This is a genomic window from Nocardia ignorata NBRC 108230 (assembly GCF_001612905.1).
Lineage (GTDB): Bacteria > Actinomycetota > Actinomycetes > Mycobacteriales > Mycobacteriaceae > Nocardia > Nocardia ignorata.
Genome location: NZ_BDBI01000002.1, coordinates 641,713 through 666,764, shown reverse-complemented (window position 1 = coordinate 666,764; position 25,052 = coordinate 641,713). Strand labels below are relative to the sequence as shown.

General features: G+C 67.3%; 26 protein-coding genes. 10 read left to right on the top strand and 16 right to left on the bottom strand.

Annotation, left to right across the window (positions count from 1 at the left end; all coding sequences use genetic code 11):
* Nucleotides 1-7 precede the first annotated feature (7 nt).
* Nucleotides 8-1,183, bottom strand: coding sequence for an exonuclease SbcCD subunit D (locus tag NI2_RS03385; RefSeq protein ID WP_067485695.1), 1,176 nt, complete (start codon nucleotides 1,181-1,183; stop codon nucleotides 8-10).
* A 122-nt stretch (nucleotides 1,184-1,305) separates the two neighbouring features.
* On the opposite strand from NI2_RS03385, the gene NI2_RS03380 reads away from it, so the two are divergent.
* The gene (locus NI2_RS03380) at nucleotides 1,306-2,454 is read left to right on the top strand and encodes a DNA recombination protein RmuC (RefSeq protein WP_067485693.1); all 1,149 of its coding nucleotides are present in this window, start codon (nucleotides 1,306-1,308) and stop codon (nucleotides 2,452-2,454) included.
* A 51-nt stretch (nucleotides 2,455-2,505) separates the two neighbouring features.
* The gene (locus tag NI2_RS03375) at nucleotides 2,506-3,324 is read left to right on the top strand and encodes a DUF6542 domain-containing protein (protein WP_208115317.1); all 819 of its coding nucleotides are present in this window, start codon (nucleotides 2,506-2,508) and stop codon (nucleotides 3,322-3,324) included.
* A 53-nt stretch (nucleotides 3,325-3,377) separates the two neighbouring features.
* Here NI2_RS03375 and NI2_RS03370 read toward each other — a convergent pair whose 3' ends face one another.
* Nucleotides 3,378-4,379 (bottom strand): 4-hydroxy-3-methylbut-2-enyl diphosphate reductase, encoded by a 1,002-nt coding sequence (locus NI2_RS03370; RefSeq protein ID WP_067485689.1) that lies wholly within the window; start codon nucleotides 4,377-4,379, stop codon nucleotides 3,378-3,380.
* A 104-nt stretch (nucleotides 4,380-4,483) separates the two neighbouring features.
* Here NI2_RS03370 and NI2_RS03365 point away from each other — a divergent pair, with 104 nt between their 5' ends.
* From NI2_RS03365 to NI2_RS03355, 3 genes are all read left to right on the top strand, one after another.
* Nucleotides 4,484-5,080 carry a lipid droplet-associated protein gene (locus NI2_RS03365; RefSeq protein WP_067485687.1) on the top strand — a complete coding sequence of 199 codons (597 nt, stop codon included), beginning with the start codon at nucleotides 4,484-4,486 and terminating at the stop codon, nucleotides 5,078-5,080.
* 84 nt (nucleotides 5,081-5,164) lie between these two features.
* A complete protein-coding gene (gene xseA / locus NI2_RS03360; RefSeq protein WP_067485685.1) occupies nucleotides 5,165-6,445 on the top strand; it encodes an exodeoxyribonuclease VII large subunit in 1,281 nt (426 codons plus the stop codon).
* A gap of 2 nt (nucleotides 6,446-6,447) precedes the next feature.
* Nucleotides 6,448-6,696 (top strand): exodeoxyribonuclease VII small subunit, encoded by a 249-nt coding sequence (locus NI2_RS03355; RefSeq protein ID WP_067485990.1) that lies wholly within the window; start codon nucleotides 6,448-6,450, stop codon nucleotides 6,694-6,696.
* Between the two features lie 9 nt (nucleotides 6,697-6,705).
* On the opposite strand, the gene NI2_RS03350 is transcribed toward NI2_RS03355, so the two are convergent.
* Nucleotides 6,706-7,272 carry a DUF4245 domain-containing protein gene (locus tag NI2_RS03350; protein ID WP_067485683.1) on the bottom strand — a complete coding sequence of 189 codons (567 nt, stop codon included), beginning with the start codon at nucleotides 7,270-7,272 and terminating at the stop codon, nucleotides 6,706-6,708.
* A 128-nt stretch (nucleotides 7,273-7,400) separates the two neighbouring features.
* Here NI2_RS03350 and glpX point away from each other — a divergent pair, with 128 nt between their 5' ends.
* Entirely contained in the window at nucleotides 7,401-8,444 is a 1,044-nt protein-coding gene (gene glpX / locus NI2_RS03345; RefSeq protein ID WP_067485681.1) for a class II fructose-bisphosphatase, read from the top strand.
* Between the two features lie 271 nt (nucleotides 8,445-8,715).
* Nucleotides 8,716-10,122: a class II fumarate hydratase gene (locus tag NI2_RS03340; protein ID WP_067485679.1), complete on the top strand. Its 1,407-nt coding sequence runs from the start codon at nucleotides 8,716-8,718 to the stop codon at nucleotides 10,120-10,122.
* A gap of 51 nt (nucleotides 10,123-10,173) precedes the next feature.
* Here the strand turns inward: NI2_RS03340 and NI2_RS03335 are convergent, their stop codons facing one another.
* The 3 genes from NI2_RS03335 to phoH2 form a co-directional block, all read right to left on the bottom strand.
* Nucleotides 10,174-11,028, bottom strand: coding sequence for an acyl-ACP desaturase (locus NI2_RS03335; protein ID WP_067485677.1), 855 nt, complete (start codon nucleotides 11,026-11,028; stop codon nucleotides 10,174-10,176).
* Between the two features lie 72 nt (nucleotides 11,029-11,100).
* Nucleotides 11,101-11,712 (bottom strand): LGFP repeat-containing protein, encoded by a 612-nt coding sequence (locus NI2_RS03330; protein WP_067485989.1) that lies wholly within the window; start codon nucleotides 11,710-11,712, stop codon nucleotides 11,101-11,103.
* A gap of 184 nt (nucleotides 11,713-11,896) precedes the next feature.
* The gene (gene phoH2, locus NI2_RS03325; protein ID WP_067485988.1) at nucleotides 11,897-13,270 is read right to left on the bottom strand and encodes an RNA 5'-3' helicase PhoH2; all 1,374 of its coding nucleotides are present in this window, start codon (nucleotides 13,268-13,270) and stop codon (nucleotides 11,897-11,899) included.
* 289 nt (nucleotides 13,271-13,559) lie between these two features.
* Between phoH2 and NI2_RS03320 the strand changes: the two genes are divergently transcribed.
* A complete protein-coding gene (locus tag NI2_RS03320) occupies nucleotides 13,560-13,832 on the top strand; it encodes a hypothetical protein (protein WP_067485986.1) in 273 nt (90 codons plus the stop codon).
* Nucleotide 13,833: 1 nt separating this feature from the next.
* On the opposite strand, the gene NI2_RS03315 is transcribed toward NI2_RS03320, so the two are convergent.
* The gene (locus NI2_RS03315) at nucleotides 13,834-14,247 is read right to left on the bottom strand and encodes a limonene-1,2-epoxide hydrolase family protein (RefSeq protein WP_067485675.1); all 414 of its coding nucleotides are present in this window, start codon (nucleotides 14,245-14,247) and stop codon (nucleotides 13,834-13,836) included.
* Nucleotides 14,248-14,256: 9 nt separating this feature from the next.
* Nucleotides 14,257-14,979 (bottom strand): TetR/AcrR family transcriptional regulator, encoded by a 723-nt coding sequence (locus NI2_RS03310; RefSeq protein WP_067485673.1) that lies wholly within the window; start codon nucleotides 14,977-14,979, stop codon nucleotides 14,257-14,259.
* 140 nt (nucleotides 14,980-15,119) lie between these two features.
* Between NI2_RS03310 and NI2_RS03305 the strand changes: the two genes are divergently transcribed.
* Both NI2_RS03305 and NI2_RS03300 read left to right on the top strand, forming a co-directional pair.
* On the top strand, nucleotides 15,120-16,307 hold the full coding sequence (locus NI2_RS03305; RefSeq protein ID WP_067485672.1) for an FAD-dependent monooxygenase: 1,188 nt from the start codon (nucleotides 15,120-15,122) through the stop codon (nucleotides 16,305-16,307).
* Nucleotides 16,308-16,340: 33 nt separating this feature from the next.
* On the top strand, nucleotides 16,341-17,324 hold the full coding sequence (locus NI2_RS03300) for an LLM class F420-dependent oxidoreductase (protein ID WP_067485670.1): 984 nt from the start codon (nucleotides 16,341-16,343) through the stop codon (nucleotides 17,322-17,324).
* 4 nt (nucleotides 17,325-17,328) lie between these two features.
* Here the strand turns inward: NI2_RS03300 and NI2_RS03295 are convergent, their stop codons facing one another.
* The 8 genes from NI2_RS03295 to NI2_RS03260 all read right to left on the bottom strand — a co-directional run bounded on the left by NI2_RS03295 (nucleotide 17,329) and on the right by NI2_RS03260 (nucleotide 24,988).
* Entirely contained in the window at nucleotides 17,329-18,627 is a 1,299-nt protein-coding gene (locus tag NI2_RS03295; RefSeq protein WP_067485668.1) for a hypothetical protein, read from the bottom strand.
* Nucleotides 18,624-18,839 (bottom strand): hypothetical protein, encoded by a 216-nt coding sequence (locus tag NI2_RS03290; RefSeq protein ID WP_067485666.1) that lies wholly within the window; start codon nucleotides 18,837-18,839, stop codon nucleotides 18,624-18,626. Before NI2_RS03290 ends, NI2_RS03295 begins: the two co-directional genes overlap by 4 nt.
* A 207-nt stretch (nucleotides 18,840-19,046) precedes the next feature.
* Complete coding sequence (locus tag NI2_RS03285) at nucleotides 19,047-19,841, bottom strand: hypothetical protein (RefSeq protein ID WP_067485664.1); 795 nt, start codon at nucleotides 19,839-19,841, stop codon at nucleotides 19,047-19,049.
* A gap of 67 nt (nucleotides 19,842-19,908) precedes the next feature.
* On the bottom strand, nucleotides 19,909-20,979 hold the full coding sequence (locus NI2_RS03280) for a hypothetical protein (protein WP_133733841.1): 1,071 nt from the start codon (nucleotides 20,977-20,979) through the stop codon (nucleotides 19,909-19,911).
* 8 nt (nucleotides 20,980-20,987) lie between these two features.
* A complete protein-coding gene (locus NI2_RS03275; RefSeq protein ID WP_067485660.1) occupies nucleotides 20,988-21,278 on the bottom strand; it encodes a hypothetical protein in 291 nt (96 codons plus the stop codon).
* 2 nt (nucleotides 21,279-21,280) lie between these two features.
* Complete coding sequence (locus NI2_RS34880; protein ID WP_243749748.1) at nucleotides 21,281-21,880, bottom strand: SAV_915 family protein; 600 nt, start codon at nucleotides 21,878-21,880, stop codon at nucleotides 21,281-21,283.
* Nucleotides 21,881-22,096: 216 nt separating this feature from the next.
* A complete protein-coding gene (gene glyA, locus NI2_RS03265; protein ID WP_067485658.1) occupies nucleotides 22,097-23,392 on the bottom strand; it encodes a serine hydroxymethyltransferase in 1,296 nt (431 codons plus the stop codon).
* A gap of 366 nt (nucleotides 23,393-23,758) precedes the next feature.
* Nucleotides 23,759-24,988 carry a hypothetical protein gene (locus NI2_RS03260; RefSeq protein ID WP_067485655.1) on the bottom strand — a complete coding sequence of 410 codons (1,230 nt, stop codon included), beginning with the start codon at nucleotides 24,986-24,988 and terminating at the stop codon, nucleotides 23,759-23,761.
* Nucleotides 24,989-25,052 lie beyond the last annotated feature (64 nt).

The window sequence follows — 25,052 nt, the reverse complement described above, 5'->3', positions numbered from 1 at the left end:
TCCCCGGTCACGCCGAGAGCTCCGCCGTCAATGGTTCCGGGCTCGGCGGATCGGGCTCGCTCACCGCGGCGGCCAGAGCTCGTTCCACCCATGCCAATTCCCCCTCGGTCGGTTCCCCACGTACATCGGACAGGAAGCTCGCGGCCACCTCGGTGTCGCGGCGGCCGTGCACTCGCTCGCGATACCGCAACTCCGGATTACCTTCCAGCCGAACCCATTCCACGTGCACGGCATGCGGAAAACGTTCCCGCAGCTTGCGCATGGGGTCGACCGGCCGCGCGGTGTCGGTGAGCGTGGCCGACACATAATGCTCCACCGCACCGAGATGCTCGTCGGCGGTGAGCAGTTCCTCGAGTGTTCCGGTGAGCCTACTGAGCCCGCGCACCAGCGGCAGATCGTGACGGCGCACGTCGGCCAGCCCGTTCTCGTCCAGGTCGACGATCCACACCGCCTTGCGATGCGAGCTCTCGCCGAACGAATACGGCAGCGGAGAACCGCTGTAGCGCACCGACTCCGACAGCGTCTGCGGCGAATGCAGGTGTCCCAGCGCCACGTAGTCGATGCCGTCGAAGGCCGCCATCGACACCGTCTCCACCCCACCGACCGAGATCGACCGCTCCGACCCGGTGGCCGCCCCGCCGACGACGAACGCGTGCGCCAGCACCACCGACCGAGCCCCCGGCCGCCCCCTCAGATCGGCATTGATCCGCGTCATCGCCGCCTGCAGGATCTCCTCGTGCGAGCGCGCTTGCGGCACACCGAGTTCGGCACGGGTGATCTCCGGCTCCAGGTACGGGATCCCGTAGAACACCACCTCACCGTGGCTGTCGGCCAGACGGACGGGTTTGTCGACATCGGCGACCCGCGTGCACAGATGCAACCCACCAGCGGCCGCGAAGCTCGCGCCCGCGCCGAGCCGGGCAGGCGAATCATGGTTGCCGGAGGTGGCGATGATGGTCGCCCCCGCGGCGCGGATCGCCTCGAAACCGCGATTGCACACCGCGATCGCGTCGGCCCCGGGAATGGAGCGGTCGTAGATGTCGCCGGGAACCACCACCACGTCGACGGATTCGGCGGCGACCAGGTCGGCGACGGCCGTAAGTGCGCGCGCCTGATCCGACAGCAGGTCGACACCGTGGAAGGTGCGCCCGATGTGCCAATCGGAGGTGTGCAGGATCCGCATGCCGCGAACCGTAGGCCAGTGCACCGACAGAATTCAATCGACGCACTACAACCGTGTCATTTCGCCGACACGGTTGCCCGGGGATTGCGAACTTGTCGGTGCCCTCGGGCAGTATCGCCGCCATGACCGCTTCGATGCTCGTCGCGCTCGTCCTGGTTTTCGCCGCAGGCCTCGGTCTCGGCTGGTTGGGCCATGCGGCCCGCGGCGGGCAACGCGCCGCGGTCGCCGAAGCCCGGCTCGCCGCAGCCGAGGACAACCAGCGGTTGCTCCAACAGTCGCTGCGTGCGGCGAACGAGGATGCCGCGCGCAGGCATTCGGCCGCCGTCGGCGCGCTGGTCGACCCGCTGCGCGACGCGGTCGGCGCGCTCGAACAGCAGATCCGGCAGGTGGAGCACCATCGCATCGACGCCTATTCGGGACTGCGCGAACAGGTCGCGGGGATGCAGCGCACCTCGCATCGGCTCTCCGATCAGACCGGGCAACTCGTCGCCGCGCTGCGCGCACCACAGGTGCGTGGACGCTGGGGTGAGATCCAGCTCGAACGGGTCGTGGAGCTGGCGGGCATGACAAGGCACTGCGATTTCGACACCCAGGTCACCCGGGCGGGCGGCGACGACCGGGGCGCGGTGCGACCCGACCTGGTCGTGCGGCTGGCGGGCGGCAGGCACATCGTCGTCGACGCGAAGGTTCCCTTCACCGCCTACCTGGACGCGGCGACCAGTGAGGATCCGGGCGAGCGCACGCGATTACTGACCAGGCACGCCAAGCAGCTGCGCGCCCACGTCGACCAGCTGGCCGACAAGGCGTACTGGGCGGCCTTCGACCCGGCGCCGGAGTTCGTCGTGCTGTTCGTCCCCGGCGACCCGTTCCTCGACGCCGCCCTGACCACCGATGCCGAGCTGCTCGAGTACGCGTTCGGCCGGAACGTGATCCTCGCGACGCCCACCACACTTATCGCCCTGCTGCGCACGGTCGCGTTCAGCTGGCGTCAGGAAGCCCTCTCGCGAGATATGGCAACGGTGCAGCAATTGGGCAAGGAGCTCTACACCCGCATCGGCAAGGTCGCCGAACACCTCGACACCCTCGGCCTGAATCTCGGTAAGGCCGTAGCGGCTTTCAACGCCGCCGTCGGCTCGGTGGAGTCGCGGGTGCTGGTCACCGCGCGCCGGATGCACGATCTCGGCATCGCCGATCAGGAGCTCCCGGCAATCCGGCTCGCCGAGACCCGGCCCCGGGTGGTGGCCTTCGCCGACGCCGAGGATCGCCGCTGAGTTCTCCGTGCCGCGACCGCAACACGGTCGTCATGCGGTTAGTGTCATAGGGTGGCTGCTTCCCAACGTGCGCGACCCCGGGTGCCCGCGCCGCAACGTTCGATCATGCCCTCGGTGCCCGGCATCGCCGCGTGGGCGGCGATCGCGCTCGCCGTCGGCGCGACGACGCTCGGCTTCCTGATCGACGCGCTGGGCGACGAAGACTTCCCGACCACCACGTTCTCGGTGTTCTACGTGCTCGGGTGTGTGCTCGCGGTCTGCGCGGTGCGGGCCCGTGGCCTGTTCGCCACCATGGTGATGCCGCCGCTGCTGCTGTTCGTCGCTGTTCCGGTGGCCTGTCAGCTGCTCGGTGGCCGTAGCACCACGTCCATCAAGGACGTGCTGATGAACCTGGTCATCCCGTTGGTCGAACGCTTCCCGACGATGGCGCTGGCCACCCTGCTGGTCGCAGTGATCGGTGGCGTCCGGATCGCCCTCGCCAAGCGCGCGCCCGCCACGGCGCGACCGGCGACGGAACGTCGAAGCACCCGCAAGACCACGAGCCGTCGCCCCGAACCGGCGGCCCGGAACCTGGCCGAGGCCGCGCGCAAGCGGCCGCGCCGGACCGGCGTCCTCGACGACCCGGATACCGAGGTCGATATGTCGAGCCCGGCGCGTCGCCCCGCGCGCGGCGCCGACCCGAAACGCGCGCCGACCGCCGCACGCACCCGCGAACCGCGTACGCCACGCGCGGCAGCCCCACGCGAACCCGAACCGGCCCGCACGAGTCGCAGGCGCGGCGACGCACCGCCGCACCCGCAGCCGAACGTGCGCTACCGCGATCGCGCCGATTCCGCCCGCACCGAACGGCGACGCCCCGACGGCCTCTGAACACACGAAAATCCCCGCCGCGATCCTGGAAAGCGGCGGGGATTTCTCGTCTGTCAGCGACGCGCGGGACGCAGCTCGCGCGGCAGGGAGAACACCAGCGTCTCGTTGGCCGTGGTCACCGGCTGCACCTCACCGAAGCCGTGCTCGGCGAGCAGGTCGAGCACACCGGTCACGAGGATCTCGGGTACCGACGCGCCAGAGGTGACACCGACGGTCCGCACGCCGTCGAGCCAGGCCGGGTCGACCTCGCGGGCGTAGTCGATCAGATGCGCGGCCCGCGCACCCGCCCCGAGCGCCACCTCGACCAACCGCACCGAGTTCGAGGAGTTGCGCGAACCGACGACGATCACCAGATCGCATTCCGGCGCCATCGCCTTCACCGCGGTCTGGCGGTTGGAGGTGGCGTAGCAGATGTCGTCGCTCGGCGGGTCCTGCAAGGTCGGGAACCGCTGACGCAGCCGCTCGACGGTCTCCATCGTCTCGTCGACCGACAGCGTGGTCTGCGACAGCCAGATCACCTTCGCCGGATCGCGCACCGTCACCCGGTCAACCGAGTCGGGGCCGTCGACGAGCTGCACGTGCTGCGGCGCCTCACCGGCGGTGCCCTCGACCTCCTCGTGCCCTTCGTGCCCGATCAGCAGGATGTCGTAGTCGTCGCGGGCGAAGCGCTTGGCCTCCTGGTGCACCTTGGTGACCAGCGGGCAGGTGGCGTCGATGGTGCGCAGGTTGCGTTCGGCGGCGGTCTCGTGCACGGTCGGCGCGACACCGTGCGCGGAGAACACCACGAGCGCGCCCTCGGGCACCTCGTCGGTCTCGTCGACGAAGATCACCCCGCGCTCACGTAAGGTCTCGACCACGTGCCGGTTGTGCACGATCTCCTTGCGCACATAGATCGGCGCGCCGTGCTGTTCCAAAGCCTTCTCGACCGTCTCGACAGCACGATCGACGCCTGCGCAGTATCCGCGCGGCTCGGCCAGCAGCACGCGCTTGGCACCGGCATCCGCCGCGCTCGCCGAGCGCGTGATACCGACGTTCAAGGGGATTGCCGAGGTCATAGTGCACAGCTTACGTGCGTGGCCAGGGGTGGCCGAAGGGGCATAGATCACATCAGGGTGGTCGGGATCTTTGCATCACAGCCGCTTTGGGGCAGGCTGGGATCATGTTTCGACCTCCGTTTCTGGCTCGGGTCGCCGCCGGCGCCGCCGTATACGCCTTAGAAGAGACCCGGCGGCTGCCCGTCGCCGCGGTCCAATTCCCGATCACCGCCATCAGTCGCGTGTTGCAGACGACCATGCACGTGCAGCAGTTCGTCACCAGCCTCGCGCTCAAGGGTGACGCCGTGTTCGAGCGGCTCGGCTCGCCCGCGCAGGAGCAGCCGGAGTGGGCGACCTTCGACGAGGATCTCGCGCCCGCCGCGACGACGAACGGTCACGCCAGCAAGTTCGACCTGTTCGCCGAGGACGCTCCCCGGTCCCAGACCAACGGTCAGGCCGTGCCCGCGTCGCTGCTGGTGCTCGAGACCGAGAACGAGACCGTCGAACCCGCCGCCGAGGAAGCGCCCGAGGAGGTCGAGGCACCCGAGGTCGCCATCCGCTACGACTACCCCTCGATGACGCTGGCCCAGCTGCGCGCCCGCCTGCGCATGCTCAGCGTCGAGGAGCTCGAGCAGCTGCTGGCCTTCGAGCAGCAGACCCGCGCCCGTGCGCCCTTCGTCACCATGCTCACCAACCGCATCGCCACCGTGCAGGCCAAGTAGCGACACTCCACTGCCGAGGCGGCCGCGATCCCACGGGACGCGGCCGCCTTTTCGTTTGTCGGTGCCCTCCCGTAGAACTGACATATGACTCAGGACGGCACCGGCACCGCGGCCGCACCGGCGAATTCGGCGGAGCAGCCGTATCCCGTGCGTTCGGTGGCGATCAAGGTCGCCCAGTGGATCGAGCGTCTCGGCAGTATCTGGGTGGAGGGGCAGGTCACCCAGATCAATCTGCGCCCCGGTACGCGCACCGCGTTCCTCGTCCTGCGCGACACCTCGGTCGACATGTCGCTGTCGATCACCTGCGACCCGGATCTGTTGCGTCGTCTGCCCGTTCCGCTCACCGAGGGCAGCCGGGTGGTGGTCTACGGCAAACTGCAGTTCTTCACCGGGCGCGGCACGATCTCATTGCGCGTCACCGAGATTCGCGCGGTCGGCATCGGTGAGCTGCTGGCCAGGATCGAACGGCTGAAGGCGTTGCTCACCGCGGAGGGCCTGTTCGATCCGCGGCTCAAGCGGCCGCTGCCGTTCCTGCCCGCCTCGGTCGGCCTCATCACCGGGCGGGCGAGCGCGGCCGAGCGCGATGTGCTCAGTGTCGCCCAGAAGCGTTGGCCCGCAGTACGTTTCGTCATCCGCAATACCGCGGTGCAAGGCCCGAGCGCGGTGCCGCAGATGCTGGAAGCGTTACGCGAGCTCGACGGCGAAGTGGATGTCATCGTGATCGCGCGTGGCGGCGGCAGCACCGAAGACCTGCTGCCCTTCTCCGACGAAGCCCTGTGCCGGGCCGTCGCGGCGGCGCGCACCCCGGTGGTGAGCGCGATCGGTCACGAACCCGACAACCCGCTGCTCGATCTGGTCGCCGACCTGCGCGCGGCCACCCCCACCGACGCCGCCAAACGCATCGTGCCCGACGCCGCCGCCGAACTGGCCGGGGTGCGCGAGATGCGGGCCCGCTCGGCGGCGGCGCTGCGCGGGTGGGTGCAACGCGAGGCCCATGCCTTGCAGCAATTGCGCTCACGTCCGGTGCTGGCCGACCCGCTGCGCGAGCTCGGTCACCGCCACGACGAGGTCGAACGATTACGCACCGCCGCGCGCCGCTGCATCGACCACGCGCTGCGCACCGAGGCGACCAGGACCACGCATCTGCGCGAGAAGCTCACCGCGGTCGGCCCGGCCGCCACCCTGGCCCGTGGCTACGCTGTCGTGCAGCGCGTGGCCGGACCCGAACGCCACGTCGTCCGGGAGATCGACGACGCACCAGCGGGCAGTCAGTTGCGGATCCGCGTCGGCGACGGCGCGATCACCGCCGCCGCGCTCGGCACCACGCGCCTGACCCCGCAATCCACCGACGAGAAGAGGAAGTGACCGTGGCCGACGCCGGTTCCGACAACACCGACACCCTGGCCGAGATCGCGACCTTCGGCTACGAACGCGCCCGCGACGAACTCGTCAATGTGGTGAAGATGCTCGAACAGGGCGGCCTCGACCTCGACGACTCGCTGGCCCTGTGGGAGCGCGGGGAAGCCTTGGCCGCGCGCTGCGAACAGCACCTGGCGGGCGCCCGCAAGCGCGTCGAGGACGCGTTGTCACGCGCCGACCTCGACGCAGACGGCTGATCCCACCGCCTACTTCGCGAGCGGCTGGGCGGCGGTGACCGCCTGCGCCAGGGTGGTGAAGGCTGCCTCGTTGCCCGCACCGGTGATCAGGATCCGCACCGCTCCGAGGTCGGCGATCCAGGCCGACTCCTCGGTGGGCTCGGTGTAGACGACCCACTTCTGACCGGCGATGTCCTGGGTTCCGGTGGGATAGCGCGAGCCGAGCACGTGCCGCGACAGCGCTTCCTCGGTGGCATTGCTCTGCGAATACCGCATGTAGGTGCCCTGCGGGGTGATGTAGCCGACCGTGCTCACCGGCCCGCCACCGGCGATGCTGATGTTCTCGCGGCTGCCGGAGTTCGACACCCAACCCTCCGGCAAGACCGGTTGACGGATCGGGAACGGCATCGATTTCGCGTCCGAGCGCAGCGCGGCGCTCGCGTCGAAGAACGGGATCTGCCCCTGGGTCGGGCCGTTGGTCGCCACCGTGCATTGACTGGCCGCACCCGCCAGCACGACCGCGATCAGCACCAACGGAATCAGCGACCAGAACAGATCGCGGTAGTCGTTGAAGATGCGGTGCTTGGTCTGGGCCACGACTACCAGTATCCACTCGGCCCCTGACCTGGCCGCTCAGGGGTCGCGCCGGGAGGTCGTGCACGACCGTGCAGGTTCGGAATGCGACAATTGCCCCCGTATCACCAACGCCAAGGAGGCACTCCGCAATGACGGCATCTTCGCCCGCCCCCAGCCGCCGCGAGGCACCCGACCGGAACCTCGCCCTCGAGCTGGTACGTGTCACCGAGGCAGGAGCGATGGCTGCGGGCCGCTGGGTCGGCCGCGGAGACAAGGAAGGCGGCGACGGTGCGGCCGTCGACGCCATGCGTCAGCTGGTCAGCTCGGTGTCCATGAAGGGCATCGTCGTGATCGGCGAGGGCGAGAAGGACGAAGCGCCGATGCTGTACAACGGCGAAGCGGTCGGTGACGGCACCGGCCCCGATGTGGACTTCGCGGTCGACCCGATCGACGGAACCACCCTGATGTCGAAGGGCTCCCCCGGCGCCATCTCGGTGCTCGCGGTCGCCGAGCGCGGCGCCATGTTCGACCCGTCGGCCGTGTTCTACATGCACAAGATCGCCGTCGGCCCCGATGCCGCCGGCTCGATCGACATCACCGCACCGATCGGCGAAAACATCCGCCGCGTCGCCAAGGCCAAGCAGTCCTCGGTGTCCGACCTGACCGTGTGCATCCTGGACCGCCCCCGCCACGCCGAGATCATCCAGCAGACCCGCGAGGCGGGCGCGCGCATCCGCCTGATCTCCGACGGTGACGTCGCCGGTGCCATCGCCGCGGCGCGTCCCGAGTCCGGCGTCGACATCCTGGTCGGCATCGGCGGCACCCCCGAGGGCATCATCGCCGCCGCCGCGCTGCGCTGTCTCGGCGGCGAGCTGCAGGGCATGCTCGCCCCCAAGGACGACGAGGAACGCCAGAAGGCGATCGACGCGGGCCACGACCTGGACCGTGTGCTCTCGACCACCGACCTGGTCTCCGGCGAGAACGTCTTCTTCTGCGCCACCGGCGTCACCGACGGCGACCTGCTGCGCGGTGTCCGCTACTTCGGTGGCGGCGCGTCGACCCAGTCGATCGTGATGCGCTCGAAGTCGGGCACCGTCCGCATGATCGACGCCTACCACCGCCTCACCAAGCTGCGCGAGTACTCCTCGGTCGACTTCGACGGCGACGACAGCGCGAACCCCCCGCTGCCGTAATTTTGGAGCGCTGACGCGCTCGAGTCGGCGGCCCCGCAAGTCCCGACGATCAGGCACCGTTGCTTGCTCCTTCGTCGCCTACGCAACGGCGCCTGATCGTCGGGACGGCCGCCGACCGCCGCTTCGCGGCGATCCCTCCTCGAGGTCGGGATGTGGTGGCTGGGAGTGTGGTCATGGCTGACTGCGTGTTTCGGTTATTCCGCGGGACAGTGTGGGATATTGCGCGGGTGTGGGAGCCCCATTCCCGGGGTTCTCGTCCTAGTGTCGAGGTATGGCTGACGACGACGCGCAGTACCGCATCGAGCACGACACCATGGGGGAGGTTCGCGTCCCCGTCGACGCCCTGTGGCGGGCGCAGACGCAGCGGGCGGTGGAGAACTTCCCGATCAGTGGGCGCGGGCTCGAGCGGGCACAGATTCGGGCGCTCGGGCTGCTGAAAGCCGCGTGCGCCCAGGTGAACAAGGATCTCGGGCTGCTGGATCGGGTGAAGGCCGAGGCGATCATCGCGGCGGCGAACGAGATCGCCGACGGCCGTCACGACGACCAGTTCCCGATCGACGTGTTCCAGACCGGTTCGGGTACCAGTTCGAACATGAACGCCAACGAGGTGATCGCGTCGATCGCGGCCCGTAACGGCGTCACCGTGCACCCCAACGACGACGTGAACATGTCGCAGTCGTCCAACGACACCTTCCCCACCGCCACCCATCTGGCCGCCACCGAGGCCGTGATCGCGGAACTCGTTCCCGCACTGGAACATCTGCGTCTCGCGCTGCTCGACAAATCGCAGCAGTGGCACACCGTGGTGAAGTCCGGCCGCACCCACCTGATGGACGCGGTACCGGTGACGCTCGGCCAGGAATTCGGCGGGTACACCCGACAGATCCAGGCCGGAATCGAACGCATCATGGCCACGCTTCCGCGCCTGGGTGAGCTGCCCATCGGCGGCACCGCGGTCGGCACCGGCCTCAACGCGCCCGCCGGATTCGGGGCGAAGGTCGTCGCGGAACTGGTGCGCGCCACCGAGATCGACGCCCTGCGCGAGGCGCGCGATCACTTCGAGGCCCAGGCCGCCCGCGATGGACTCGTCGAGGCCTCGGGTGCGCTGCGCACCATCGCGGTGAGTCTCACCAAGATCGCCAACGACATCCGCTGGATGGGTTCGGGCCCGCTCACCGGCCTCGGCGAACTCCAGCTCCCCGACCTGCAGCCGGGCAGTTCGATCATGCCCGGCAAGGTGAATCCCGTTCTGCCCGAAGCGGTTACGCAGGTGGCGGTGCAGGTGGTCGGCAACGACGCGGCGATCGCCTTCGGTGGCGCGAGCGGTGCGTTCGAGCTCAATGTCTACATCCCGGTGATGGCGCGCAACCTGCTCGAGTCGATTCGCTTGCTGGCCAATGTCTCCCGGCTGTTCGCCGACAAGTGCGTGGCCGGGCTGGTCGCCAACGAGGAGCATCTGCGCACGCTCGCCGAATCGTCGCCGTCGATCGTCACACCGCTGAACTCGGCAATCGGCTACGAGGAAGCGGCCGCGGTCGCCAAACAGGCGCTGCGGGAGAAGAAGACGATCCGCCAGACCGTGATCGACCGTGGCCTCACCCCGGACAAGCTCAGCGTCGAGGAACTCGATCAGAAGCTCGACGTGCTCGCCATGACCAACGTCGACCGGAAGTCCTGAGACAGCACGACGGCCGCCACCTTGGAAGGTGGCGGCCGTCGAGTGAACAGATCAGGCCAGGTGCGCGAGTTCCGCGCGGGCCTTCTCGCCTTCTTCGCCGAGGTCGGTGCGGGTGAAGATGTTCCAGCGCTGCAGCAGCGGCTTGAACACCAGCTCACCTTCCTTGGCGGGGTCGTAGATGCCCGCTTCGGCCAGGGCTTCGTCGCTGGAACCGCCGCCGGGCAGGTCGACGTGGGGCACCCGGAAGGCCGCCACCTGGTCGGCGATCGCGCGCACACCCTGATCGGGGACCAGATCCAGCGCCGCGGAGACGAGCTCGGCGAAGAACTCGGCCTGCAGCTCGTCGTCGACGGCCAGCTTCTCGGCCATCGCGGTGACGATCGGGTTCTCACCGAGGGCGGCGGTGTTGCGGTGCCGGATGGCGGCTGCGGCCTCTTCGAAGGCGCAGGTGGCGAGCACGTCGATGAGGTGCAGCGGCGGCCGGTTGAAGCCGGCGGTCATGTGCGCCATCCGCGCCCGCTCCAGCGCGACGGGGTCGACCGCGCGGGTGAGCATCAGGTAGTTGCGGAGCATGATCTCGTGGCGGTTCTCCTCGGCCGTCCAACGGCCGACCCAGCGCCACCACGGCCCGGTGCGCAGGTACTTGCCCAGCTCCCGGTGGTAGGAGGGCAGGTTGTCGGCGACGAGCACGCTCACCGTGAGCGCCAGCTTGGCGGTCTCACTGAGATCGGACTGGTCCGGCGCCCAGTCGGTGCCGCCGAGGAAGGCGAAGTTGCGCCCGTCCGACCACGGCACGAGGTCGTGCGGTTGCCAACCCTCGGCCGCTTCGATGTGCCGGTTCAGGTTCGTTTCCACCACATCGGCGAGCGCGTCCAGCAGTTCGCGGTCGGTCAAAGTTTTCTGCACGCAGCCAACCTAGTACTTCGCCGTCGGGCGCGGGGACCTAAGGGGTGAACCGGCCCCCGCGCCGCGGCGCGATTACTTCGGGGTGACGGTGGTCTGGCCGCCGACCCAGGTGATGGTTCCGCCGGTGAAGTCGCTCTGCTTGCCGCCGGGGATGTCCTTCTCGTCGCTGGTCGGGTAGCCGAGGGTGCCGTTGGCGCCGCCGTTCTCCTCCCAGGCCTCACGGATCTCGCCCCACACGATGTGGGCGCCGGTCTCGGGGCTCCAGTAGACGGTTCCGCCCTCGAAGTCCTGGTACTGGCCGCCGTTGGGGCCCGATTCCTGCGCTTCTTCCGGTGCGCCGAGCGGGCTGGCGGCGCCGCCCGCCGCGACGTACTTCTTGTAGACCTCGCCGGAGACGGTGATGTCGCCGTTGGGGCCGGAGATAGTGGTCGACTCACCCGCGGCGGTCGCGGTGGAGGTGGCGCTTGCGGTGCCCTCCCCGGCTTCGGTGGTGGCCGTCGCCGAGCCGTCGGGGTCGGTGGTGGTCTCCGAACCCGCCCCGCCGGGCAGGGTGGTGATCACGCTGGAGACGGCCGAATCGACCTTGTCCTTGTCGTCGTCGCCGCAACCCGCGGCGAGCAGCAGTCCGGTCGCGGCGACCAAGGCGGCGCCTCCGGCGGCGGTACGTCGAGCGAAGTGGTTCATATCCATCCTCTCGCGAGTGGCCCCCCGGGGGCACCGCCCCGGACATGGAGCCTGGCCGACATCCGCAACGGCCCGGCAGAACAGTGTTCGCCGAGCCGTTGCTGGAAAGGTGTCGCCGCGGATAATACCCACAGTTCGCCGATATCAAACGGATTCGGGCCGGTGACGCGGCCCGATTGCCCGATTACGCGTTGGGACCGTACTCCTCGAGCATTTCGGTGACGAGCGCCGCGATCGGCGACCGTTCACTGCGGGTCAACGTGATGTGCGCGAAAAGCGGGTGCCCCTTGAGCTTTTCGATCACCGCGGCCACACCGTCGTGCCTGCCGACGCGCAGATTGTCACGCTGAGCCACATCGTGGGTGAGCACCACCCGCGATCCGGTCCCGAGCCGGCTCAACACGGTGAGCAGCACATTGCGTTCCAGCGACTGCGCCTCGTCGACGATCACGAACGAATCGTGCAGCGACCGGCCACGGATGTGGGTCAGCGGCAGCACCTCGAGCATGTCGCGGCTGAGCACCTCGTCCATCACCTCGCGGCTGGCCAGACCGTCGAGCGTGTCGAAGACCGCCTGGGCCCAGGGGCCCATCTTCTCGCTCTCCGAACCGGGCAGGTAGCCGAGTTCCTGCCCGCCCACCGCGTACAGCGGACGGAACACCACCACCTTGCGCTGGGTGCGCCGCTCGAGCACCGCCTCGAGCCCGGCGGTCAGCGCGAGCGCCGACTTACCCGTGCCCGCACGGCCACCCATCGACACGATGCCGATGCTCTCGTCGAGCAGCAGGTCGAGCGCGATGCGCTGTTCGGCCGAGCGACCGTGCAACCCGAAGGCCTCGCGTTCGCGCACCAGCTGCACCCGCTTGTCGGCGGTGACCCGTCCGAGCGCGCTGGAGCTGCTGCCGAGCAACCGGATTCCGGTGTGGCAGGGCAGTTCCCGTGCCTCGTCGAGGTCGATCACCGACTCGCTGTAGAGCTGGTCGATCTGGGAGCCCGCGACATCGAGTTCCACCATGCCGCTCCAGCCGGAGGTGACCACGTCCTGGGCGTGGTATTCGTCGGCCGCCAACCCGACCGCGCTGGCCTTCACCCGCAGCGGGATGTCCTTGGACACCAGCACCACGTCCTCGCCCTCGGCGGAGAAGTTCAGCGCACAGGCCAGGATGCGGGAATCGTTGGTCTCGGAGCGGAATCCGGCGGGCAGGACCGAGGCATCGGTGTGATTGAGCTCCACCTGCAGGGTGCCGCCATCGGTGCCGATGGGCAGCGGCTGATCGAGCCTGCCGTGCTGCATGCGCAGGTCGTCGAGCATGCGCAGAGCTTCCCTGGCGAACCAGCCGAGCTCGTGGTGGTGCCGTTTGGCCTCCAGCTCGCTGATCACGACCAGCGGCAGGACCACCCGATGTTCCCCGAAGCGGGTCACCGCCCAGGGGTCGGACAGCAGGACAGAGGTGTCTACGACGAAAGTCTTCAGACCGGAACGCGCGGGGCGAGCCCCTTTCTTCGAGGCCGAGGCCGTGTGCATCGCGTGAGCGGAAACGGAGCGTGCAGCAGTCACGGTGGGCTCCTTATGTGTTCGCACGGCACCCGCACGAACGATCTCGCTGGACCGGTCCGTCCTTGTAGGTGGTTTGTCAACCACCACGAGGGCCGGGTGCCGGCCCCCTCGTACTGAGTAGCTCAGTCACGGTCAGGACCTCCCGTACGAATCACACCGACGCGATCCGCATCTTCGACGCTACCGCCGAACCCGCTACGGCGCTGCCGGTCCGGCCCACGTGTCCGTGAATTCGAGGTTAACCAGCATGGTCGCCGCCGTTCGGCGCGTCGAGCGCTACAGTCGTTGCATGGCCGATGACCAGGATCTGGAAAAGCTGTCGTCGAAGGAACTGCACGATCGCGCGGTGAAGACGGCCGTGCGGCGCGGCGATGTGAAGTTCCTGTGGGACCTGCTCAAGGCGATTCCCGCGGCCCAGGCCGAGGCGGGCGATCTGGGTGAGAGCGAGGCCGACATCAAGTACGTGCTGCCGATGCTCGACGACTACATCCACGCGGGCGACGGCAAGATCGCCGAAGTCCTCCGCCCCACCTACCTGGACTATCTACGCAAACACCAATAGGTCAGCGGCGGGTGAGCGCCTTGGCCACCCCGACGATCGTGCCGCGCAGCACATTGCCCTTGCTGAAGTGGTCGTCCCACAACACGATCCGGCCCGCGCGGATCTCGAAGGTGCCGGTGACCCAGAACCCGATGCGCACCGGCCCGAATCGCAGATAATCGGTGCGGTCGGTGAGCACGATGTCGCCGTCGGCGGCGATGTGGTGCATCTCGGCCCAGAACCCGAGCGAGGGCCGGTCCAGCCCGCGCAACACCTGGGCGACCCGCTTCTTGCCCCGGATCGTCGGCAGCGAGGTGTTCTTCCAGACGATCTCCGGATCGAGGAGTTCCAGTGCCTCGTCGACCGCATCGATCTCGAGCGCGGCGAAGAATTCGCGCACCACGGTGACGGCGGGTTCGGGGAGTTCCTCGGTCATGGTGTGAGCCTAGGACTTCGGCGGCTCGTGGACCAGAGCGGCGCGACGATCGATCAGGGCGGCGATGCCGTCGAGGATGCGGTCGATGCCGAAATCGAGGGCGTTGCCGCGGCCGTCGGCGGCCGCCTCCTCGGCGAAGGCGGCGCGGACCCGCGGGTAGCGCTCGGCGGCAGCGGTCATCATCTGGGTGAACTGGTCGGTGAAGTGGTCCGCCCGCTCGCCTGCCGGAACCTGCTGGGCAAGGCCGCGAGCGTGGCTGTTGAGTAGGACGATGGTGTCGAGCTGCTCCGGGCCGCTGAGCCCGGTGTGCGCCAGCGCGGTCAGCGCCGATTCGGTCCAGGCCATCTCGTTCGGGCCGAAGGGGCGAAGACCACGGGCGAGGTCGATGGTCCAGGGATGGGCGCGATAGCTGTCATGGATGGCGTTGGCCCAGCTTCTCAGCGCTGCTCGCCAATCCTGCTGCACAGCTCGCATTTTCGGGGGTTCGCCGATAGCTTCGTCGAGCATGAGCGCCGTCAGTTGCTCCTTGCCGGGGACGTACCGGTAGAGCGACATCTTGGTGAAGCCGAGGCGCTGCGCCAGGCGCTGCATCGACAGCGCGGCGAGCCCTTCGGCGTCGGCCAACGCGATCGCCTCGCCGACGATCCGGTCGAGGGTGAGCGCGGGTTTGGGCCCCCGGGTCGGACGCTGGGCGGTGCCCCACAGCAGCTCGACGGTGGTCGGTGACGGCATCGGCCCTCCTTTCGCGCTCAGGATACCGGCGATTTGCGTCCACCGGAAACAGATCTTGACGAAGAAACAGTGTCCTCCGTACTCTATTTCGTGTCCGTCGGAAACAGATTACGGCGGACACTGATCCCGAGGAGGCTTTCATGCCCAATCAGACCGTCCTCATCTCCGGTGCGAGCATCGCCGGGCCCGCCCTCGCCTACTGGCTGAATCGGTACGGCTTCGCCGTCACCGTTGTCGAGCGCGCCGCCGCGTTGCGGCCCGGCGGTCAGGCCGTCGACTTCAAGGACGGCGTCCACTTGGAGGTGCTGAAGCGGATGGGCATCCTCGACGCGGTGCGTGCCCGCCGCACCGGCACCACCGACCTGGTCTTCGTCGACGCCGACGACCATGAATTGGCAGTCTTGTCAGGCGATTTCACCGGCGGCGCACTCGAGATCCTGCGCGGCGACCTGGCCGCTGTCCTGTACGAACAGACCAGGGGCACAGTGGAATACGTCTTCGGCGATACCGTCACCGCGCTGCGTGAGACCGAGTCCGGCGTGCATGTCGAGTTCGAGAGCGCTGCTGCTCGCACGTTCGATCTCGTGGTCGGCGCGGATGGAATCCATTCGCGGGTACGGCGTTTGGCCTTCGGCCCGGAATCAGACTTCGTCACCCACCTCGGCTACTACTACTGCGTGGCAGGGGCGAGTCGCTGGGCCGACAAGTCGGCGCCGCGCGAGCGGGCCGAGGGATACGCCCACAACGTGCCAGGGAAAATGGCCGTCGACGGTGGCGCCAAAGCACAGCAGATGTACATGTTCGCCTCCCCTGAACTCGACTACTCGCGCACCGACACATCGGCCCAACGTCGCATCGTGCGTGCGGCTTTCGCCGATGTGGGCTGGCATGTTCCACGCATGCTCACCGAACTCGACGAGCTGGACGAGGTCTACCTCGACTCGATCAGCCAGGTCCGGATGAACGGCACCTACACCCGTGGCCGCGTCGCCCTGCTCGGAGACGCCGTCTACGGCAATACCCTGGCCGGCTTCGGCACCGGCCTCGCGCTCGTCGGCGCCTACGTCCTCGCCGGTGAACTCGCCTCGGCCGCAAGTGATCACGAGGCCGCGTACCGCGCCTACAACCGGATCATGAAGCGCTACGCCAAAATCGCCGGGAACTCCAACACCGGCCCATTTCTGGCCCCGAAAACCGCGATAGGCATCAAGGCCCGCAACTGGTTCCTCGGCTCCCGCTTGTTCGGCCTGATGCTGAAGTACGGCGACAAGGCGGCCAACGACGTCGACCTCGTCGACTACTCGCGATCGGCCCGGAACAGGGCTTGACCTGGAGTGCACTCCAGGTCATAGGCTCGGCGCATGAGCATTCGTCTCGGTTACCAGATGCCCAATTTCAGCAACACCGCCTCGATCCGCGAGCTGTTCCCCACGGTCGTCGCGCAGGCGAGGGAAGCGGAAGCGGCCGGCTTCGATGCCGCCTTCGTGATGGACCACTTCTATCAGCTGCCGTTGATCGGCCCGCCCGACGCGCCGATGCTCGAGGCGTACTCCGCGCTCTCCGCACTGGCCACGGCTACCGAACGAATCCAATTGTCCGCCTTGGTAACCGGCAACACCTATCGCAACCCGGCGCTGCTCGCCAAGACGGTGACCACCCTCGACGTGGTCAGCGGTGGACGCGCGGTGCTCGGCATCGGGGCAGGCTGGTTCGAGCTCGAACACCAGCAGTACGGCTTCGAATTCGGCACGTTCACCGAACGTTTCGAGCGTCTCGACGAGGCGTTGCAGATCATCACGCCCATGCTGCGCGGACAGCGGCCCACCTTCGACGGCAAGTGGTACCGCACCGAGAACGCGATCAACGAGCCGCGCCTGCGCGACGACCTGCCGATCCTGCTCGGCGGCGGCGGTGAGAAGAAGACCTTCGGCTCGGCCGCGCGTTTCGGAGACCACCTCAACATCATCTGCAACGCCTCGGAGCTGCCGCGCAAGGTGGCCGCGTTGCGACAGCGATGCGCGGAAGTCGATCGTGACCCCGCCACCCTCGAGACCAGTTTCCTCGCGTTCGTCATCGCCGACGAGGACGGCGACCGGGCCCGCAAGATCCAGGCCGACATGATGTCGCAGGTCGGGATCGACGTGGCATCGATGAGCGAGGCGGAGCGCCGCGAGAGCGTCGTCGACCGCCAGTTCGTCGGCACACCGGACGATGTCGCCGAGCAGATCAAGGACCGGGTGCTCGATCAGGGCATCGACGGAGTCATCGTGAACATGGTCGCCAACGGCCACGAGCCGGGCATGGTCGAGGCGGTCGGTCGCGCCCTGCTTCCGCTGGTGAAATGAGCCGTCACCAGGCGGCGAACTCGCCTTCGCCGCGCTGCCGGATCTGCTGACGTCGACGGAAGAAGACTTCTTCGGCGCTCGACTCGGTCAAGGCGTTCGTGATGGCGCCGAGGCGGGTGTCGTAGCGGTTGGTGCGGATGTGACGGTCGATGCCCGCCTGCCATTCCGGTGGCAGGCGGGACCAGATTCCGGCCACCCGCGCCTGGGCCGCGGGCTCGGACTCGGCCAGCAGTTGCAGCAGGGCCGGCCAGTAGGTGGCGTCGGTGGCGTGGGCGGGCAGCGCCGCGATGGAGGCGGGGCTGAGTTCGGCCAGCGTGGCGGCGATCCGGCGGCGAGCCGGTTCGCCGAGCCGGGCCGACAGCGCGAACAGTCCACGCCACGGGTCGGCTTCGGTCCGGCCGTCGAGTGCGCGCACCAAGCGGGCCAGCACGCCGGGGTCGGCCAGTTGCGGGTTGGTCGACAATGCCCACAGCGCAACAGGATTCAGGCGCCCGATCAGGGTGAGCAACGCGATCGAGGCGCTGCGGTCGACCGCGGTCAGCAGGAAGCGGCCGATCTCGTGCGCGGCGCCGCGCCCGAAGAAGATGTCACCCAGCTTGGCCGCGACCTCGGGCTCGACCTTGCAGAACAGCGCGAGCATCGCATGGTGCAGCGGGGGTGGACCGGCCAGCACCGTCTGGAGCATGCCGGGCACCCGACCGCGTGGCCCCGCGAGCAGTTGCCGGACGATCCGGCTGAGCGTGTGCGCGGGGTAGGCGTAGGCGGCGGTGTAGACCAGGCCCGCGTCGTCGAGGACGGTCTCCTCCAGCGCCGCGATCAACGGTTCGTTCACCACGGACAGGAACCGGGCGGCGGTCACATAGTCACGGCGGCGCAGCAATTCGTTGATGATGAGGGTGATCGGCTCCGGCCTGCCGTACCGCATCAACTGCTCGAAGACATTCGGATCCAGATACGGCGCACCGTCGGCCGCGTACACGGCGTCGACCATGCACAGCGCCTGCGCGCACTTCTCCGGATAGTGGATGCCGACCGCACCGAGAAACCTGGCCGCGAGCACCGGCGGCACCACCCGCTCGAACAACGCCACCCCGAGACCGACCGGGAAGATCGGCACCACCGGGGTGACCCGGCGAAAGGTGTCCGCGTGCTCGGCGTGCAAGGCGGACAACATCTGCTGGTGGATCGCGGAAAGATGCGCCGCGCCGAGCCGGGTGAGCGGCGCCAGATGCTGCGGCGAAACCCCGAGGGTCCTCGCCAACACCACCAACTGCGTCTGAGCCTCGAGTTCGGTCTCGATCATCGTTCACCGAAGATGATCCGCCGCGACGCCCCACGCAACGGCGCGGGCATCGCCGACAACGCGGCATCGATAGCCCGATGCAACGCCCGATGCTCGTTCTCCCGAGCCCCCCGAAACAGCCGCAACAACTCCCCGGCCTCGGCCTCGGTGAGCAACTCGAAGGCAGGCACCACCCCACCAACCTCGCGCGCCAACTCAGCTCGACAGTCCATACAACTCGACGATGCCCCATCCCCACCCCGATGTGTACCGTTCGGAACTTTTTCTGTGAGTGGTGACAACAGAACCGACAACCGGTTGTCCGATCAGCGCACCCGGCAGGTAGCCCGGCGCTAGGCCATGATCAAGGCCTTGCCCGTCTGCCAGCCGTTGAGATCCACGGCCGGTCGCGCCGGTCACGGTCGCGGCGAGGACGACAGTCAGGCAGATACGTCGTCCACAAACGTCGACCAACGATCCAGCGAGGTGGGTGTACCGAGCTCGGTTCGTGACTCCGGGTTCTCGGCATAGAACTGCAAGTATCTATAAAGTGAGGACTTTTCCAACGCAAACCGGGGACACTCGAGAACAATCCAACCTGTGTGCGGAGGCCGATCCAGGTTCCAAGCCGGATTCGACCGCCCCATAATGGTCGAATAGGGAATTCTGTACCTGTGCAGCCATCGCGCGCCGACCATCCCGGCGATATCTATGATAGGCAGCTTGTCAAAAGATGTGCGCACCCTGTTGACGTCGTCCCAAAGCAACTGCGTCCGGGAATTCCAACCCTCGTGAATAATTACCTCGGGGGTCAACAATAGATCATCAGGTCGCATCGCTCCAATGAGGGACAACACGACAGGGATCGTGGCAAACGCGCCGATTCCGCCGAAAATTACGACCAGATGCCAGTAATGCCCGAATCCGGCATCCGCCACCTGGTAAGCAGCAGGAAGGAAGAGCAGCGCAAAGCACAGCCAAGTCGCCTGGAAGGCCCAGAAGTATATTTTCGACCCGGGCAGCACAGTTGCCACCACGCCACTACTCTGCCGCAGTTGTGGCTTGCCCCGGAACACGATGGACAGGTAAGGGGCTGATGCCATAATCAGCAGACAGAACATGGCAGCGGCGAAAATCACCACATATTTCGCCACGGACACCGCTGTCGGATCACCGCTACGCCACATCACCACACCGAGCGCTGCGGGACCCACCACAAGAACGACCATCCCCATGATCGAAACGATCGAACGACGAGCTTGCGCAGCCGACAAAACCCATGGATCTGGTTCTTTACGATAGTTAGAAGATCGCATTCCACGCCTTCGAAACTCCGGTGCCAATGACGTCTCCAGTTGCCTCTAGTGCATCGATACCGCCGTTTACCGCACCACCCACGCTGAGTCCATCGGTATACAGAGAATCCACTGCACCGGAGGTGAAGATACCGGCGCCGGCACCCACGACCGCGCCGGCCAGTGCCCCGACGGCGGTTCCAGGCCCCGGCACAATCGATCCGACAGCCGCTCCCACCGCAACGGAGGCCGCGAATCCCGCTGTCCCGGATACGACGGCCTGCTCGACTGGTTTCCCGTTATGGATGTCGTAGGCTATGCCCGCGACCGCAAGTGCCCCGCCGACCTTGAGGCCGAGTGTCTTGCCGTTCGCTTTCGCCTTCTCAGCATCGTCCAGCGCCTTGCCTGCGTTCTGCATCTGCTCCCGCGACCAGTCCATATCGCGGTAGATCGTCTCGCGCGGCGTACCAGCTGGTGCGTTTTTGGCTTCGATCAAAGCTTTCAGGGCGTCACTCGAGGCCTGGGCAGCAGTCGATCGCAGCATCGACGAATTCAAGACCGCTCGAGCAGCGGCGCCACCGCCCACGAGGTCACCGACTACAAGGAACCATTTATCCTTGATATCATTTTGCATGTTCTTCCAGGTATTTCCCCAGAACGTTTCTCGTTCCCGAACAACGTCAGCAGCTAGAGCAGCCGTATTGTATGCGGCGATCATATCGGGATCATCGTCACTGGGCTTCTCAACGACCTGTTCTCGGACCGTGAGCCCCGCGGCCGCAGCATCACGACGAATATTATCCATATCGGTCTGCGCCGTTTGAATATCGCCCGCCAAGCTGTCGAAGTGGGCTGCGTAGGTTCGCACCTCGTCGGCAAGACCATCAGTTTTACTGAAAGCGCCGCGAGCTTTGTCCGTGAAAGCATCGCCCGCTTCTCCATCCCAGCCCGACTCTGCCAACATTCGGACACTGTTGAGATCGGTAGCTGACATGTCCAATTGGTTCGCGAGTGTATCGCGCAGCCAACCTGCCACGGCGCGGAGGCTTGCCGGATCTCCATCGATCTTGGTATTCACCGTCATGCTTACACGACTTTCCAGTTCTCGCGGAGGATGGCGTCAGCAGTTGTGTCGTCCTGTTCCTTGTATTTCGTCGCGGCCTCAGTCACCGCAGTAGCACTGGCACCCATCCCGAGAACGAGGTTTCCCGCACTCTCCAGCAGTACGGAGAGAATGGCCAACGCAGACGGAGTGACTGTACCGGCATCAAACGAAGCAGGGACCTTATCGCTCGTACCATCGAGTTCCACACTGGAATTTGCGAGCGTCCGGGAAATCGTTTCCAACGCGTTCTGGTCGACGTAGAGTTCCGCCATATCTACGCTGCCCCCCGATTCTCTTCCGGGATATGGAGATCCAGGATCAACAGGTCGAAAGGTTGTTCCTGCTGGAGACCATCCAATGCAATCGTGGGCACCCACATCCAGGGTTGGGCCGACCCGCAGCACTCATACAGCCGGTCCAAGGCCGAATAGGCCAAACAAGCAATCCTGCCGTCTCGTGTCTTGCGCAACAAGATTTGTGCGTCCTCGACTCGGTGGACAACCGACAACACCGGAAGATAGACGACGGGCGGAAACTCTTTCGGTAGCGCCATCGCTCGCGGTTTTGCCGACCTTACGGTCTCAGCGACGGGGGCCCCACCCAGGCTCGCATGTGCCGAGCGAACGCCAGTATCGGAAGTGGATACAGCTTCGCCGCGAACGCGGTACTCGTCCCGCTGGGTGCCGATAGCGTTCGATGCGCGATCCAAGTGGTGCTTCGCGAGACTGAGCGCGTCCAGGATCACGTTCTCGCGGTCGGCGGTGTAACCGCCGCGTGGCTGCCCTACCTCGAGGCTTCCCGAGGCACGCAGGCTGTCCAGTAGATCGAGAGAATCTGTGACGCTATCGATGGCTGCCTCGATCTTGGCGCGCAAGGCCCCTGAGGCTTCGGGGTCTCGCGGGGTCGGCTCGAAGCGGGGGTTTCGATATTGGGTCACTGCAATCTTTCCATCTGACGGAGTCCTGAAGCGCTCATTCAGTTGGACGCACACCCGGTCGCATCGGTTCCATGCCAGCCATATCGTTTCGTTGCGAAAGACGAACGCCCTCGCAGACCGGGGTCTGCGAGGGCGTTTCGGCTGGTCGGAGGATCAGCCGAGGAGGCGCCAGTCTTCCAGGCCCTGGTAGAGCGGGACGCTCTGGGCGAGCTTCGAGACGCGACCACGCAGGGTCTCGGTGTCGGAGGTGCCGGCGAGGGCGGCGGCGATGATGTCGGCTACCTCGGTGAACTCGGTGTCGCCGAAGCCGCGGGTGGCCAGGGCGGCGGTGCCGATGCGCAGGCCGGAGGTGACCATCGGGGGGCGCGGGTCGAAGGGGACCGCGTTGCGGTTGACGGTGATGCCGACCTCGTGCAGGAGGTCCTCGGCCTGCTGGCCGTCGAGTTCGGAGTTGCGCAGGTCGACCAGGACCAGGTGCACGTCGGTGCCGCCGGTGAGGACCGAGACGCCCTTGTCCTTGACGTCGGCGCCGGTGAGGCGCTCGGCGAGGATGCGGGCACCCGACAGGGTGCGGACCTGGCGGTCCTTGAACTCCTCGGTCGCGGCGATCTTGAAGGCGGCGGCCTTGGCGGCGATCACGTGCATGAGCGGGCCGCCCTGCTGACCGGGGAACACCGCGGAGTTGAGCTTCTTGGCGAATTCCTGCTTGGCCAGGATCAGGCCGGAGCGGGGGCCGCCGAGGGTCTTGTGCACGGTGGAGGACACCACGTCGGCGTACGGCACCGGCGAGGGGTGCAGACCGGCGGCGACCAGGCCGGCGAAGTGCGCCATGTCGACCCACAGGTAGGCGCCGACCTCGTCGGCGATCTCGCGGAACTTCGCGAAGTCCTGGTGACGCGGGTAGGCCGACCAGCCGGCGACGATCACCTTCGGCTTGGCGGCCTTGGCGATGTCGCGGACCTCGTCCATGTCGATGCGGTGGTCTTCCTTGGACACACCGTAGGAGTGGACGTCGTAGAGCTTGCCCGAGAAGTTCAGGCGCATGCCGTGGGTGAGGTGACCGCCGTGCGCGAGGTCGAGGCCGAGCAGGGTCTCGCCGGGGTTCATCAGCGCCATCAGCACCGCGGCGTTGGCCTGGGCGCCGGAATGCGGCTGTACGTTGGCGAACTCGGCGCCGAAGAGTTCCTTGGCGCGGTCGCGGGCCAGGGTCTCCACCACGTCGACGGCCTCGCAGCCACCGTAGTAGCGGCGGCCCGGGTAGCCCTCGGCGTACTTGTTGGTGAGCACGGAACCCTGCGCCTGCAGGACCGCGCGCGGCACGAAGTTCTCCGAGGCGATCATCTCGAGGGTGTCGCGTTCGCGGGCGAGCTCGCCCGCCATCGCGGCGGCCAACTCGGGATCGAGCTCACCGAGAGACTGGGTATTCACCGAAGCGGTCGTCTGCGTCACGACCCTCAGTCTATGGGCCGGGTACGCACGCCCCGGCACGGGGATAGCGCAACGGCGCCGCGCCCGCCACCCGGGAGACGCGGCTCACACCGCGCTGACCAGGTTCGATAGCCGTCGAACAGGCTTTTTCTCCGTAACGCACGCGGTTCGGGTGACCGATGACACAGGTACGAACTTCGCACCTGTAGGCCCCATCGAGGCACTGCTGCTCGCGGTTCACCAGCTGGTCTGCACCCTGACCGGCGGCACGAACTGCGTGATCTACACCTGGAGAGGCCAGCCATGAACACCCTGCCCGTCACCCCGGCCGTCGCGCCGTCGAACCCGGTCGAGGCCCTCCTGTTGTACCTGGGCTACCTCATCTGTTCACTGACGAATCCCGGCGGTTGCGCCGTCATCCAGTAGGCGCCGGATCGCCCCCGGCGTGAGCGGCTCGTCGAGCAACCGGCCGAACCGTTCGATGCGGTCCTGGGCGTCGACCGCTCCGTCGAGCCAGCCGCCGAGCAGGCGGTAGCCCTCCACATAGGTGCTGATGTAGGCGCGCCACAGCGGTGAGGACAGGAACCGCAGCGACTGGCGAGCCCGCTCCGGCGTCGCAAGACTCCACCGCTGCAGGAACTGCGCCACCTCGTCGTGGCTGCGGTGCTTGTCGTGCAGCAGTAGCGCCGCGTCCTGGCGCACGCTGAGCAGTTTCGCCGACGCGGTCGAGAACCGTTCGGCGCGTTCGCCGTCGAAACGCAACCCCAGGTCGGCGTAGATCTCCTGCGCCCACACCCCCCAGCCGGGCCCGACGATCGACTGCAGCGCGAGGTCGGCCAGGCCCTCGGCCATCAAGCACTGCGGGGTGTTGACCAGGAACAGCGTCTGCTCGTCCTCCCCCGCCGCGACCAGTCCGGCCTCCTTGCGGCAGTGCTCGGTGTGATGCCCGGGATAGGACTCGTGGGCGATGAGCGCGGGCAGGTGCGCCATGTGCTGTTTGAGGTCGGAGTTGATGGCCACCGTCGAGCGATAGTCGCCGAGGTAGTAGTTGAAACCGGACCACGGTTTGTCGCCGACCACCTCGTAGGTGACGTGTTCGTGGTCGGGCAGTGGGTACCGCGCGCGGACCCGTTCGCGCAGGGCGCTGGAGAACGCTTCCACGCATTCGGGCAGCCGTTCGGGCGGGATCTCGTCGCCGCGCCGGTAGATGGCGACGCGTTCGGCCAGCGGTCCGTCGCCGCCGAGCACCTCGTCCATCTGCCGGTGCGCCTCGCGGTAGTCGTCGGGGTCGCCCGGTGTGATGTCGACGTCGAAGTACGCGCGGACCTCGTCGACGAAACCGATCTCCTCACCCGCGAACTTGCGCGCCGAACATTCCATCGCCACCAGGTGGGCATCGAGGAACTCGGTGCGCTGGGGCGAGAGCCCGGCATCGGGCAGGGCCGCGCGCAGGTCGACGGCGCGCCGGACCAGGTCGGCGGGTACGGGCGCGGCGGCGTTGTCGATCTCGCGGCGCAGCGCCGGATCGCCGGTGTAGGCGTCGACGAAGCCTGATTCGAGCCGATCGAAAGCCAGTCCGAGCCGCAGGTATTCGGTGACGAACGGATGAGACCCCATGCGCCCGACCTTACGTGGTGAATTCGAAAAGCGGGCCCTACCTCGCGGTTGTTACTAGTTACCG